At 67.2% G+C, this 13289-nt stretch carries 10 protein-coding genes; 3 read left to right on the plus strand and 7 right to left on the minus strand.

The window, feature by feature from the left end:
• From CWT10_RS15845 to CWT10_RS15855, 3 genes are all read right to left on the minus strand, one after another.
• Positions 1-1359, minus strand: coding sequence for a PTS sugar transporter subunit IIC (locus CWT10_RS15845; RefSeq protein ID WP_103063700.1), 1359 nt, complete (start codon positions 1357-1359; stop codon positions 1-3).
• A complete protein-coding gene (locus CWT10_RS15850; protein WP_103063701.1) occupies positions 1359-1682 on the minus strand; it encodes a PTS sugar transporter subunit IIB in 324 nt (107 codons plus the stop codon). Before CWT10_RS15850 ends, CWT10_RS15845 begins: the two co-directional genes overlap by 1 nt.
• Before the next feature lie 127 nt (positions 1683-1809).
• Positions 1810-3702: a BglG family transcription antiterminator gene (locus tag CWT10_RS15855; RefSeq protein ID WP_128683602.1), complete on the minus strand. Its 1893-nt coding sequence runs from the start codon at positions 3700-3702 to the stop codon at positions 1810-1812.
• A 266-nt stretch (positions 3703-3968) separates the two neighbouring features.
• Between CWT10_RS15855 and CWT10_RS15860 the strand changes: the two genes are divergently transcribed.
• Positions 3969-4691: a GNAT family N-acetyltransferase gene (locus tag CWT10_RS15860; protein WP_158247674.1), complete on the plus strand. Its 723-nt coding sequence runs from the start codon at positions 3969-3971 to the stop codon at positions 4689-4691.
• A gap of 831 nt (positions 4692-5522) precedes the next feature.
• Here the strand turns inward: CWT10_RS15860 and CWT10_RS15865 are convergent.
• Positions 5523-6185, minus strand: coding sequence for a TetR/AcrR family transcriptional regulator (locus tag CWT10_RS15865; RefSeq protein ID WP_103062337.1), 663 nt, complete (start codon positions 6183-6185; stop codon positions 5523-5525).
• Between the two features lie 88 nt (positions 6186-6273).
• Here CWT10_RS15865 and CWT10_RS15870 point away from each other — a divergent pair, with 88 nt between their 5' ends.
• On the plus strand, positions 6274-6771 hold the full coding sequence (locus CWT10_RS15870; protein WP_158247598.1) for a flavin reductase family protein: 498 nt from the start codon (positions 6274-6276) through the stop codon (positions 6769-6771).
• 121 nt (positions 6772-6892) lie between these two features.
• A complete protein-coding gene (locus tag CWT10_RS15875) occupies positions 6893-8239 on the plus strand; it encodes an NtaA/DmoA family FMN-dependent monooxygenase (protein ID WP_103062335.1) in 1347 nt (448 codons plus the stop codon).
• 123 nt (positions 8240-8362) lie between these two features.
• On the opposite strand, the gene CWT10_RS15880 is transcribed toward CWT10_RS15875, so the two are convergent.
• The 3 genes from CWT10_RS15880 to CWT10_RS15890 form a co-directional block, all read right to left on the minus strand.
• Complete coding sequence (locus tag CWT10_RS15880; RefSeq protein WP_103062334.1) at positions 8363-9577, minus strand: aspartate-semialdehyde dehydrogenase; 1215 nt, start codon at positions 9575-9577, stop codon at positions 8363-8365.
• Positions 9574-11064 carry an aspartate kinase gene (locus CWT10_RS15885; protein ID WP_103062333.1) on the minus strand — a complete coding sequence of 497 codons (1491 nt, stop codon included), beginning with the start codon at positions 11062-11064 and terminating at the stop codon, positions 9574-9576. Before CWT10_RS15885 ends, CWT10_RS15880 begins: the two co-directional genes overlap by 4 nt.
• A gap of 1516 nt (positions 11065-12580) precedes the next feature.
• Positions 12581-13090 (minus strand): hypothetical protein, encoded by a 510-nt coding sequence (locus CWT10_RS15890; RefSeq protein WP_128683604.1) that lies wholly within the window; start codon positions 13088-13090, stop codon positions 12581-12583.
• Between the last annotated feature and the right edge of the window lie 199 nt (positions 13091-13289).

Below are 13289 nucleotides of genomic sequence, written 5' to 3' on the forward strand. Positions count from 1 at the left end.
TCACTCTCCCTCGGATCGAGGCCCACCGCTCGTGACGACCAGTCTTCTGGAGCCCCGACGAACGCCGGGCCGAGCGGTATTAGCGGCCACGGCTCCGGATACGGTCGTCTCCTCGGCCTTCGTGCCACCGCCGCTCTCCCGCGCCGTGTCGACCTCCTTCAGCAGAGACTGGCGCTCATAGACCTTGAAGAACGGGTACCAGATGACCGCGGAGACGGCGAAGACGACGAGCATGAGAATCATTGCGGCCAGGGATCGGGTGGTGATCCAGGTCGCCAAAGGGTACGGCGTGTACCACAGCTCATACTGGTTCATTGGGATCGGTGCGAAGTGGATCGTCTTGGTCAGCAGCCAAATGATGATCGGTGGGATCACGCCTTGCAGCCACATGGGGATCATGAGTACCGGATTCCAAGCGATGGCCCCGAAGACCACCGGCTCGTTGATATTGGCGATCATCGGCGGGATACAGGCCCTTCCCAGGGCCTTCAACCGACTCGACTTGGAACGGGCCATCATGATTACGAGCGCCATCGTGTTGCCGATTCCACCGAACCAGAGGTAGGTGGAGAACAGCATCGTGGAGGTGACCAGGTTCTGCGCGGTGCCGGACATATTCTCCTGAATGGCGACCAGCAGCACCGGAGTGGTGACGGGGGTGAGCACCCATGTGGAGATGCCCATGGAGTACAGGAAGCAGTAGATGAAGCACATCAGCGGGAAGCCCCACGGCGACTCGATAACCCCGGCGAGCGGGCGGAACACCGCCAACACCGCGTTGTGCACGTCCAACCCCAGCAGGTCCACACTCACCCAGCCGAGCGTGACCACCAGCGCCACCGGGATCATCGCATCGAACCAGGCCCGCACGAATTCGGGAATGACGGAATCCTCCTTGAACAGGCTGAACCGCCCGAACAGGGACATGATGGCACCGGTGACCACCCCCGCCAGGATGGCAATGAACATACCGCCCGCCCCGAGGGCCGAGTGACCAAAGCCCGCCTCCCCGTCCTGCACCACCTGCGGGGTGATGATTATCAGGAACAGGATGGTGCCGCAGCCCCCGGCAATGAGCCGCTGCTTGCGGTAGCCGCGCTTCTCCATCAGGTTGAGGGGAATGAGGAAGCTCACCAGGAGGGACAGCATGCCCATGGTCCAGCCGTAGGGCACCCAGAAGCTGGGCAGCGTCGGGAAGTAGTCGTTCAGAATCGCAAGCATGGCAAATACGGAGCCGACAAGAATGAAGGGCAGCACCTGCATGATCGCGTCCTTGATGGAAACGCTCCAGACATTGTTATTCACCTTGGCCATGCGCGGGGAGAAGCTGGTCTCCAGCCAGCCGATGAGAGCGTCCATCAGGCGTCCTCATTAAGCACATCGACCAGGTGCTGAATTGCGGCCTCGCCGTCGAGTGAGGAGTAGTACTCCGGACGCATGAGGATCGCCGTGACGTCGGCGCCCCCAACGAAAGAGTCGATATCATCGAACACGTAGGAAAGATGCGGGCCGATCATGACAACGTCGGTTTCCCCGATGAAATTTTCGATCTCGCTCTCGGAGCGGGCGGTCACCTTGATGTTGTAACCGTGCGCCGCAACCGCCTTGCGCATATTCGCCGCCATGAACCCGCTGCTGGCGCCGGTGCCGCATACGAGCAGGACGCGGATGTCGTCTGCCATTGTTCCTCCATTGGACCTTGAAGCATGACGTCTTCAAGTGTGCGCGGCGCGGCGCCCCCGATCCATCAGGAAATCTTCCGGGGGCCGGAAAGCCACCCGTCGCGCCCCCGTACCGCTGGCCCCGGTGTCAGCCGATCACCAGTTCACGCATGGTCTCCATGAGGCGGCTGTAGTTGGTCCCCGCGCCGATGAGCGCATCGACTCCGACCGGATCGGACAAAATGCGTACCAGTTCGTCGAGCACGTCCCGGAATACGGCGCGGTCCTTGGGGCTCACGGCCAGCATGATGACGAGGTTGACCTCATGGTCTCCCCACGGGATCGGCCGGGTACAGGTCAAAACGGCCAGGGCGGTGCGGGCGGCGTCCATGTACAGCGAATGCGGCATGGCGAATCTGTCGCTGAAGGCGGTGGAGGCGCGCCGCTCCCGATCCATCACATCCGCAAGGTGCTGCTCATCGACGGCGTGCGCCCTGACCAGCAGCGAATGACAGGTGCCTATGGCCTCCTCCCGGCTCAGCGGCGACCGTATGTGGGTGAACAGGTGCTCGTCGGTGAAGGCGACCAGCGCCGACCACACCTGGTGCCGCTGGGCACGGACCCGCTCCTCCAGGACCGCCTGTCGTACGGCGTCGACCTCCTCCCGGGTGCACAGGGGGCTGATGCGCACCACCGGAACCGAAGGATCGACGTCGAGGTCGACGGCGGTGACGACGACGTCGCTGGGCCGGCGGGAGACCTCCGGGTCGATCTCGGTTACCAGGCGCTCGACGACGGCCAGTGCGTGCAGGCCCTCATTCAGCCTGCGCACCGCATCATCGGCGACGGAACCGAACCTGGGCACCACCAGCGTGATCGTCACCTGCTGCTCGGCGTCCATGAGCTGCTGGAGGCGGGCGCCTAGGTGCAGGGCGAGGAAATCCGTCTCGGCGGAGGGTATCTCCACCTTCAGTGCGGACTCCATGGCGTGGGAGAAGTAGACGGACAGCTCATGCACCAACGGGTGCCCCAGCTGGAGATCGGCGCCGAAGGGCCGGTCTATACGTTGCCCGGCACGCAGCCGCGCCGCCATGGCCTGCACGTGGATGGCCAGACCGATCAGGGAGTCATCGCCGTCGTACAGCCGCAGCAGGAAGTGATCGTCCAGCCGGAGCACACAGTCGCGCACGGCGGCCAGGACCGCAGGGTTAAGGCCCTCGCCGTCGGCGTCCCGGTGGGTGGAGACCGCCAGGAAGGAGGCGACGAAGTCGGTCTCCGATTCCGGCAGGCGATGCTCGGCCCACCGGTTCACCCAGTCGGTGACCGCGCGGGCGGCGGTGATGATGTCGGCGTCGTATGCGGCGCGCCCGGCGTATTCGGCGGGATACCCCTCGACGGCGACATAGAGGTGCGTGCACAGGTTGAGGAGCACATACTCATTCAGGACGATGTCGTTGTTCGCTAGCACGGTGCGGACGCCGCGGGTGAGTTCGCGCCGCCGCGTCAGGTGGGTGCGTCGTCGATCCGATTCCAACTCGTCATTGACCGGGGCGAGCAGGATTTGGCGGATGAGTCGCCGTCGTCGCCGCAGCGGACCGTCAACGTTCACATACGCGCCGCGCCGCACTAGGGTCAATTCGTGATCGCGCAGGATCAGGCGGACGCGGCCAAGGTCGCCTTCAAGCGTCGACGGACTCACAAAAAGCCGATCGGCCAGTTCGAACACCTCGCACTCCTGGGGGGAGGTCAGCAGGATGCGGGTCAACTCATTCAGTCGGCCACGGGGGTCGGAGCCTTGCCGCGCGGGACGGCGGGCCTCACGTTCTCGCCTGATCCGGTACACGCGGTGGTCCAATTGGTATCCGGAGGGAGTGGACCGGATGAGGACCTCATCCTGCCCCGCATTGAGCTCTTTGACGTAGGAGCGGATCGAGCGGTCGGTGACTTGCAGCATGGCCGCCAGCGCTCGCGCCGACATCGGCCGACTGGCGGCCCGCAGCTCGCGCACAAGTCTTTCGAGCCTGTCCGCCTTGGCGGCCACGTCCACATCATCCTCTCGCAGCGCTGCGGTCGCGCGGGGGCGCCCTGTCGCAGCGGCGCCACGTGAGGCGCCCTTGACGATGGCGAGCTCCTGCGCGTCGTGTCACCAGTATGTGCCCGACAGGCACCTGGAGGCCGTAGCCGACAGCCGCCTGTCATCCCCTTTCGACGACGTCGGAAACACGAAGGTGCCTCCCCGGCCTCCCCCAGCCCACCCGCCTACCGTCGGGAGGACGAACGCTGGTTCCGACGATGCCAGGAGGCACCATGTCCACCATCACCTACCGCCCCTACGAGCCCCGGGATGCCGAGGGGGTCATGGCGATCGTCCTTGACGCCTTCAACATCCGCTGCTATGCGCCGCGGCCGTATTTGGAGCGCTCCGCCGCAGAGGTGTTCCTGTCCGAGCGGCTGCTCGGCTCCACCTACGCGCAGGTCGCCGTGGCCACCGAGGACGCCCCACCGAGTGACGACGGCGAGGGGCCCGGCACCGAGCGGGTCATGGGCATCCTCATGGGCCGGGTGGAGGACGAGCCTCCGCTTCCGGCCCGACCGCTCGCTCACGTCCACAGGCTCGCCGCTCTGACCTGGCTGGCGACGGCGGGAATGCCGCAGTGGGAGACGCTCGCTCAGGCTTTCGGTTTCGACTACCGGCGCGCGGAACTGCGCCAGGACGTGCTCATGGCCGGCTGCGCCGCCCTCACCGACGAGATCACTCTGCTCGCGGTGCATCCGGCCTGTCAGGGCCGTGGGGTCGGCACCCGCCTTTACGACGAGTTCATGAACCATCTGCGCACCCACGGCCGCAAGGACTTCTTCCTGTACACGGATTCTCTGTGCAGTTACGAGTTCTGTGAACAGCGTGGGCTGGTGCGCGCCGCCTCGCGGGAATTGCGGCTGGATGTGCCCGACCTGCCGGACCGGGTCGGCGTGTATCTGTATGCCGGCGAGGTCCCGACTACCACAACCACAAGCGCCGCAGCCCTCTAACCACCGAAACCGGCACTCGTTACACACCGAAACCGGCACTAACGAGGCTCTTCCGGTTTGATGGTGTGGTGGTTGGGTCCGGGGCTGCGGTGTGGTGGTCGTTTTCGGGTGTGGGAAGTCGTCTTCGATGGGTGTCGATCTGCCGCAGACGACCTCTTCCTCCCCAAACCCTCCACATTCGGGCGGGTTTCAGGCCGGTAAGGACATTATCGGGCTGACGAGAACGTCTTCGCCGAACCAGGGACGTTCTCCGGCCGACGGGGATGTTGTCGGGCCGGCGGTGGAGGGCCTTGCGGGAACGATTCGTTAGGGCCGTTGAGACCATCCGAACGCCGACCGGAGCAGCGGCCGTCGACGGCACCGCTCAGTACTTACAGCGATTCCGCTGCTTGCTAATAATGCCGCGACCCCAGGCGCCTCGGGCGCGCATGCGCCACTGAGGGGCACGGACCTAGGGCGTGTCCGCCCGTGTGCCCCGCACGACGGTTCGTCATGAACGGCAACGATTCGTCACCTGGCACCAACGCTTCGGCACTTCCCACGACGGTTCGTGCCTCTAGGTGCCGAACCGTCGTGGGAAGTGACGAACCGCCGACCAGAACAAACGAACCGTCAGGCCCACTCCAAAGCCGACACCAAAGCACTACCACCTCGGTACGTCATTAGTGCCGGTCTCGGCGTGTTACAAGTGCCGGTCTCGGCGTGTTACCTCACCCAGCCGCACACACCCGGCGAACCGCCACACCCTCAAACCGGAAGAACCACTAACGACCCACCGAGACCGGCTGGGCTCTGCCGGCTGCTCCCGACCGCATGAAGGTGCCCCGGGGTTCAGGAGCGCTGCCACCCCCGACGCACCAATGCGGCGAGCCCGCCGCGCGACTCCTCGCCGCCGTGGCCCTGCCCGGGGAAGTCGGCGGCAACGTCGTCGGCGCCGCCTCCTGCGCCGTCGACGGCGGATGCAACCCAGGCCACGGCCAGCACGGCCTGGTACAGGATGGCGGCGTCGACCTCGGCACGGGCCACGCCCGCGCGTTGCGCGGGTTCCAGGAAGCCCCTCGTCATCTCAATGACCTCTTCACAGGTTGGGGCCAGCGGCGAGGAGGAACTGTTGTAGGCCTCCCGCAACGGCCCGGGGAGCCCGTCATAGGAGCGCATCCACTGCCCGAGCGCATCCAGCCACCGCTCAAGCGCCTCACCGGGCTCCAGGGCAGCGCCCTGAATCTCCCGGCACCTGCGCGTCAGATCGGTGGTGCGCTGCGCCAGCACCTGGCCAAGTAGGTCCTGCTTGGTGGGGAAGTGACGGTAGAGGGTCCCAGCCCCCACTCCGGCACGCCTGGCGATGGCGTCCATAGGGACCTCCAGCCCCTCCCGGGCGAAGATCTGCGCGGCCATCTCAACGATCTTGTCGCGGTTGCGCCGCGCGTCGGCGCGCACCACTCGGCGCCCGTTCCTCGTCTGAGGCGCGTCGCCCTGAAACACCGGGTCAGACATGGATCACACTCCTGCGCCATTGATAAGCGGAGAGCCTCTCCGTATCGTTCGGAGTGACACCATAATGATCCTAGGCGAACGGAGATGCGTGTTGCCACCACAACCAGCCAGCCCCGTCAGCCCCGAGGCCCTGCGGCGGACCCTGGCCAGCTTCCCCACCGGCATCGTGCTGGTAACCGCCCATGACTTCGACGGCGCACCTGTAGGAATGCTGGCCAACTCCTTCACCTCCGTGTCGCTGGACCCGCCGCTGGTGTCGCTGGCCTTCGCTCGCAGTTCGTCCACCTGGCCACTGCTGCGCGACGCATCGCTCCTGCGGATCAGCGTCCTGGGCACCGAGCACCACGCCCTGGTATCCCAGCTCGCCGGCCCGACCGCCCAACGGTTTGTCGGCCTGGAGTGCGCCCTGCGCAGCGAAGACGCCGCTCTGCTGGGATCCCCCGCCACCCTGAGCGCGGCACCCGAGAGGATCATTGAGGCGGGAGACCACGACCTTGCCCTCCTTCGGGTACTCCAAGTCGAGCAGGACAGGGACATCGACCCCCTGGTCTTCTACGCGCGCCAGCTGCATCGCCTCGCCGCCTGACCCCGCCGTCGGCGCCGGAGATAGGCCAGCGCTACCCGCCACCACCCTAAACACCCGCAGTGATGAGCATTGCGCCGAGCGCACAAAACGCACTGCCCGCCACAAACTTCACAGGAGCACCATGACCACCACTGCCCCCAAACGACAGATGATCCTGGGCATGCATCTGGGAACCGGTTACGGCTCTCAGGCCAATGCCTGGCGCGCCCCCGGTGTGAACCCCGCCGCCTATGCCGACATTGAGGCCCAGGTCCGCTACGCCCGCGCTGCGGAACGCGGCACCCTCGACTTTCTCTTCCTGCCTGACAACCTCGCGATCACTCCCTCTATGGGGGGCGGGATCCCCCAGGCCACCATGGACCCGGTGGTTACTATCGCCGCCCTGGCCCGCGAGACCTCCCGGATCGGCTTCGTGGCCACCGGCACCACCACCTTTAACGAGCCCTACAACATCGCCCGCCAGTACAAGGCCCTTGATGTGATCACTCACGGCCGCTTCGGCTGGAACGCGGTGACCACCGCGGACCCGGCCGCCGCCGCGAACTTCGGCCAGACCATCGCCGAGCGCCCGGTCCGCTATGGCCGCGCGCACGAGGTGATCCAGACTGTCCAGGCCCTGTGGGGCAGCTGGGGCGAGGACGCCTGGACCCAGGACAAGGCCACCGGCCGCTTCGTCGACATGGACCGGGTACGCCCGGTCAACCTGCGCGGGGAGCACGTCGCCTCCCAGGGCCCCTTGCCAATCCCGCCCTCCGAGCAGGGGCAGCCGGTCATCTTCTCCGCCGGGGGCGGGGAGTACGGCCTGACTATTGCCGGACGCTACGCCAGCGGCGTCATCGGCGCTGCCTTCACCATTGAGGACGCCCGCGCCCAGCGCGACGCCGTACGCCGGGCCGCCCGCCAGTACGGCCGCAACCCGGAGGAGGTCAAGTTCTTCGCCGGGCTGATGCCCCTAATTGGCGCCACGGTAAAGGATGCCCTGGCTCGACGACGCCAGCTGGATGAGGTCAGTGCGCCCCAGCGGGTCCCCTATCTGGGAGCCATGCTGGGACTGGCCCTGGAGCCGGAGCAGATTGACCGTCCATTGACGGCCGGAGAGCTGGCCGACGCCCGCCCGAGCGGTTTCGATCCCCGCTCCCAGCAGGCCCTGAGCATCGCCCGGGAGGGCTGGACGATTCGGGACATCCTGGCACACGGCGTCATCGACTACCACCCCACTCCTGTGGGCCCGCCCTCCGTCGTGGCCGATCACATGCAAGAGTGGTTCGAGGCCGGCGCCTGCGACGGGTTCTGGATCTCTCCCGACGTCAACCAGGACGGGATCGACACCTTTGTTGACGAGGTGATTCCGATCCTGCGCGAACGCGGACTGTTCCATGACGGCTACCGGGGCACCACCCTGCGCGAGCACCTGGGAGTGCCGCCGCAGTACGGTCTGGACCCGCGGGTGATGCGGGACGCGCAGTAGCACGCCCGAAGCCGACCGGCGCTCGCCCGCCGACGCCACTTCGACCGAACTCGATGGTTACTTCGACCGATCTCGATGGTTACTTCGACCGAACTCGATGGTTACTTCGACCGAACTCGATGGTTACTTCGACCGATCTCGGCGGAGGCTGGCGGCGACCAGCTCGGCCAGCTGGACGGCGTTGAGGGCGGCACCCTTGCGCAGGTTATCGCCCACCACGAACAGCGCAATACCGTGGCCGTCATCCCAGGCCTGGTCGGCGCGCACCCGGCCCACGAAGGTACCGTCACGGCCGGCGGACTTCAGTGGGCTGGGCACGTCGTCGTAGGTGACGCCGGGGGCGGTGCGCAGCAGCTCGACGGCCCGCTCGGGGCTGAGAGCGCGCTCGAACTCGGCGCTCACGCTCACCCCGTGGCCAGCGAACACGGGGATGCGCACGCAGGTGCCGGATACGCGCAGGTCGGGTAGCCCCAGAATCTTGCGGGACTCGTGGCGCAGCTTCTGCTCCTCGTCGGTCTCCCCGGAGCCGTCGCCGGCGTCGCCTCCAGCCCAGGCGACGGCGTTGAAGGCGATGGTGTCCACGTAGACAATCGGCTCGGGGAAGTTGATGGCCCGCCCGTCCAGGGCGAGGCCCTCAACGTCCTGCTGCTGCTCGACGACGGCGCGCACCTGCTCGGCCAGCTCGGCCACCCCGGCGCGCCCGGAGCCGGAGACCGCCTGATAGGTGGAGGCGATCAGGCGCCTGAGTCCGGCTTCCTCGTGCAGCACCTTCAGTGCCGGCATGATCGCCATGGTGGTGCAGTTCGGGTTGGCGATGATGCCCTTGGGCCGGTCGGCCAGCGCCTCCGGGTTGACCTCGGCGACCACCAGCGGCACATCGGGGTCGCGACGCCAGGCGGAGGAGTTGTCCACCACGACGGCGCCGGCGGCTGCGAAGCGGGGTGCGTACTCGCGCGAGGCGGTCGCGCCGGCGGAGAAGATGGCCACGTCGATGCCGGCCAGGTCCGCGGTGGCCACGTCCTCCACCTCGATGCGGGCGCCGCGGAACTCCACGACGCTCCCGGCAGAACGCGCCGAGGAGAACAGGCGCAGGCTGCGGGCGGGGAAATCACGCTGGGCGAGCATGTCAAGCATGACGCGGCCTACCTGCCCGGTGGCGCCGACGACGGCGATGCTCACGCCGTCGTCCGGGCCCACGTACTCGCCTGCGGGGCCCACGTATTCGTCCGCGGGCCCGACGTACCCGTCCACGGGTCCCACGTACTCGTCCGCGGGTCCCACGTACTCACCCGTGTCCGGATGGGCGGCCTGGTTGTTCTGGTTGCTGGTGTTATTCATCTTCCGGTACCTCCGTAAACGACCGCCTCGGCGGCCTCGGCGTCGAGGCCGAAGGCGGAGTGGACGGCGCGCACGGCCTCGTCTAGTACGGCGTCGTCGACCACCACCGAGATGCGGATCTCGGAGGTGGAAATCATGTCAATATTGATGCCGGCCTCGCTCAGGGCGCCGAAGAGCTTGGCGGATACACCCGGGTGGGAGCGCATGCCAGCGCCAACCAGGGAGAGCTTGCCGATATTAGGGTTGAAGTGCAGGGTCTTGAAGCCGAGCTCATCCTGGGCGGCCTCCAGGGCGGCGCGTGACTTGGCGGAGTCGCCGTCGGGGCAGGTGAAAGAGATATTGGTAAGCCCGGTGCCCTCGGCGGAGATGTCCTGCACGATCATGTCGATATTGGCGTCGGTGCGGGCCACGATCTCGAAGATGCGGGCGGCGGCGCCGGGGATGTCGGGCACGCCTACCAGGGTGATCTTGTCCTGGCTGCGGTCGTGGGCAATGCCGGAAATGACGGGGGCTTCCACGTGATCCTCCTTAGCGGACGGGTGCGGGCGGGCCTGGGCACGAGCGTTGACGGCCCGGGAGTGGGCGGCGCCGACCCAGGCGCCATCTGGTGGCAGGGCGCCGGCGGGGGCCACTACGCGGCCGGTGACCGCGTCCATGGCGGGCGCCGGGGCGTCGGCGGCGACCGCGGGCGTGGGGGCGGAGGGGGCGTCGTCGTCGGCCCCGGGAACCAGGGGCGGAATGAAAGTGCCCTCCCGGCGGCCGTCGTAGATCCAGGTGCCGGTCTTGTCAGAGAAGGAGGAGCGCACGTGCAGGGGCACGCCGAAGCGGCGGGCGTACTCCACCGCGCGCAAGTGCAGGATCTTGGCGCCGTTGGCGGCCATCTCCAGGGTCTCCTCACTGGAAATGGCCTCAATACGGCGGGCCGTGGCGACGATGCGCGGATCGGCGGTGAACAGGCCATCGACGTCGGTGTAGATCTCGCAGACGTCGGCGTTCAGGGCGGCGGCCAGGGCCACGGCGGTGGTGTCCGAGCCGCCGCGGCCCAGGGTGGTGACGTCCTCGACCTCGTTAATACCTTGGAAACCGGCGACGACGGCGACGGCCCCCATCTGGACGGCGCGGGCGACGCGCTCGGGGATGACGCCAACGATGCTGGCGCGCCCATACTTGGAGTCGGTGAGCACGCCCGCCTGGGCGCCGGTGTAGGCGCGGGCGGGCACGCCCAGTTCGCCGATGGCCATGGCCAGCAGTGCCATGGAAATGCGTTCTCCGGCGGACAGGAGGATGTCCATCTCCCGGGCGGGGGGCTTGGCGGAGATGGCGCCGGCCATGTCCAGCAGGTCGTCGGTGGTGTCGCCCATGGCGGAGACGACCACCACCACGGTGTTGCCCGCCTTGCGGGTGGCGACGACGCGCCTGGCGACGCGGCGTATCGCCTCGACGTCGCTGACGGATGAGCCTCCGTATTTCTGCACTACCAGTGCCATGTGGGGGATCCTGCCGTTCTCATGCCGGTGCGGGTATGGCCAACGTTGATTCGGCGGAAGCGCCCGGGCAGGGCGTCCCGGCGTCCTCGGCGTGGCGTCGGGGCCTAGCATACGGCCCGCGTGTTACGGCGAGTCACGGCGACCGGTAGGTGGGCGCGGGGCCGGTGGCGTGGGCGACCGGCAGCCCGACGTGGGCGAGCGGCTCCGGACAGCGGCCTCCGGCCCGCAACGGCGCCCGCGTTGGCGCTCCGCCCTCAATCGTCCTCGTCGACGCGGCGGCGTCCCTCGCAGGCACGCCTACTGCCGGTGAACCCGACGTCCTGCCTCGCTCCATCCAGCGGTCCACGGAACAGTCGGCGGGTTCTCCCGGCCTGTGATGACGTGAACCTTGCCGTTGCTGACGCGGCGGAGCGACTTGCGGAGCTCCTGCCGATAGTTCGCCATCGTCTGCTGCGCGTCGGCTCGCCGACCTCGCCCCGCGTGCGGCTGTGCGCCGGGCAGGTCGATGCGTAGCGCTACATACAACGTCCGTCGAGGGCGACGACGTCGCAGCCATGGAGCGCCTTGCTGGCGGGGTCTGGTCTTGCTGAGAGCATTCCTGAAGTACGACCACTCGTCGTACTTACTCACCTCCCAGCCGTCCGGGAAGGTGAAGACGGCGCCGTCGACCTCTAACTCCACCATTAGCGGTTATTCGTGTTTGAGGGTGTGGTGGATGGGTGGGGTGTGTGGGTGGTGGTTTGTGTGTACGCTCCGGCGGGCGCGGTGGGCGGGGACGGGATGGCTCGCCGTGAGTCTTGGTGGCTCGCGGCGGATCGTGTCCGATGGTTCGGGTGCTGGCCCGATGGTGCGGGTGCTGGCCCGACGGTTCGGGTGCTGGCCCGACGGTTCGGGTGCTGGCCCGACGGTTCGGGTGCTGGCCCGACGGTTCGGGTGCTGGCCCGACGGTTGGTGTGTTGCGGTCGACGATTCGCCGCTTGTTTCGGCGGTTTGTCGGGTTGCACGAGCCGTGGTTGTTCATACCGAATCGTTGGTGACACCTGACGAACCCTCCGCCCCGCGATGCCATCTGATGAAACCGCCCCATGGATGTCGAGAACCAGCACCTCACCTCCGCGGGCGCGGCCGCCCGGAACAACCACGCGGAGGCCATCCTCGGGCGCCGCACCGCGTTCGAACGCGGGAGACTACGTTCGAGTGAGCGAAGAGGCCGTCACACGGCCGACCAGAACACACCGCCGACCACACCCCCAAACACGAAGAGCCAAATAAGGAGCCAGACCACCCCACGTCCGAATCGCCCGTACGTGCCGGGTTCGACTTCTCCGAGGCCACCGCCGTCATGGCGTACAGCAGCTTGAGGAGCATGGACCTGCCGGTGTTGTTCGTACCGACAAACACGTTGATCTGAGGCGAGAAGGTCAGGTCGGCCGACGCCAAGGGCCCGAAGTTGGTGCCGGCGAGACACCTAGCGCCTGCGCGCCGTCATCCGGCCTCGGCGCCGGGAACCGGCGGTTCACTCCGAGATGTCGTCCTGGCGCACCTCTCGCTCACCGAGGTCCTCGGAGAGCGAGACTCGCACGGCCGACAGCACCGCGATAGCCGGGCAATCGCCGTCGACCATCTCCGGCAGCACCCCGGCACTGAGATTAATGGTGACGTCTTGCGGGGTCTCCTGCAGCTCCACCGATACGCCCTCGCATGTGGGCGAGCCGCCGACAAAATTCACCTCCACCGTCGTCGGGTCGATCAGCCTCCACGAGTCCCACTGGATTCGCGACGGCGAAACCAGGTCGTCGCGGGGCGTGAGCAGCTCCCCCTCAGCGCTCGCATCGCTGGAGGGCGCCGGCGTCGCGACGGAGTCCCCGGAGGCAGCACCGCCGGACGCCTGCGGGCCCGCTGAGGGCGTCCCCGAGCCGCCGGACGACGTCGAAGTCGAGCACCCCATCAGAACCGGGACCCCAGTAGCGGCGGCACCGGCAATCAGTACCGCTCTGAGGGCGTTACGTCGTCCGATGGCAGGCATAATTCTCCCCTCCCGCACCCAGGGCATCTTCAACCTTGAGCCGATAATGATCATGTCCAGGGTACCGGGCTTTTCGCGATTACGGGTGGGGGTGTGCACGGAAGGTGCGGCCGAATCCTCGGCTCCGGTCTCCCGTCATCCAGCTGCCCTCGTCCATCGCGCCGTTCCCCGCCCGGGCGAACAACTCACGGATACGCAG

The sequence above is a fragment of the Actinomyces qiguomingii genome, assembly GCF_004102025.1.
In the GTDB taxonomy this organism is placed as follows: domain Bacteria; phylum Actinomycetota; class Actinomycetes; order Actinomycetales; family Actinomycetaceae; genus Actinomyces; species Actinomyces qiguomingii.

Bases quoted from the DNA above. Each gene is read 5' to 3' on its own strand.
- CWT10_RS15875 (WP_103062335.1), top strand. From the start codon at position 6,893: ATGACCACCACTGCCCCCAAACGACAGATGATCCTGGGCATGCATCTG.
- CWT10_RS15850 (WP_103063701.1), bottom strand. From the start codon at position 1,682: ATGGCAGACGACATCCGCGTCCTGCTCGTATGCGGCACCGGCGCCAGC.
- CWT10_RS15860 (WP_158247674.1), top strand. From the start codon at position 3,969: ATGTCCACCATCACCTACCGCCCCTACGAGCCCCGGGATGCCGAGGGG.
- CWT10_RS15890 (WP_128683604.1), bottom strand. From the start codon at position 13,090: ATGCCTGCCATCGGACGACGTAACGCCCTCAGAGCGGTACTGATTGCC.
- CWT10_RS15845 (WP_103063700.1), bottom strand. From the start codon at position 1,359: ATGGACGCTCTCATCGGCTGGCTGGAGACCAGCTTCTCCCCGCGCATG.
- CWT10_RS15880 (WP_103062334.1), bottom strand. From the start codon at position 9,577: ATGAATAACACCAGCAACCAGAACAACCAGGCCGCCCATCCGGACACG.
- CWT10_RS15885 (WP_103062333.1), bottom strand. From the start codon at position 11,064: ATGGCACTGGTAGTGCAGAAATACGGAGGCTCATCCGTCAGCGACGTC.
- CWT10_RS15865 (WP_103062337.1), bottom strand. From the start codon at position 6,185: ATGTCTGACCCGGTGTTTCAGGGCGACGCGCCTCAGACGAGGAACGGG.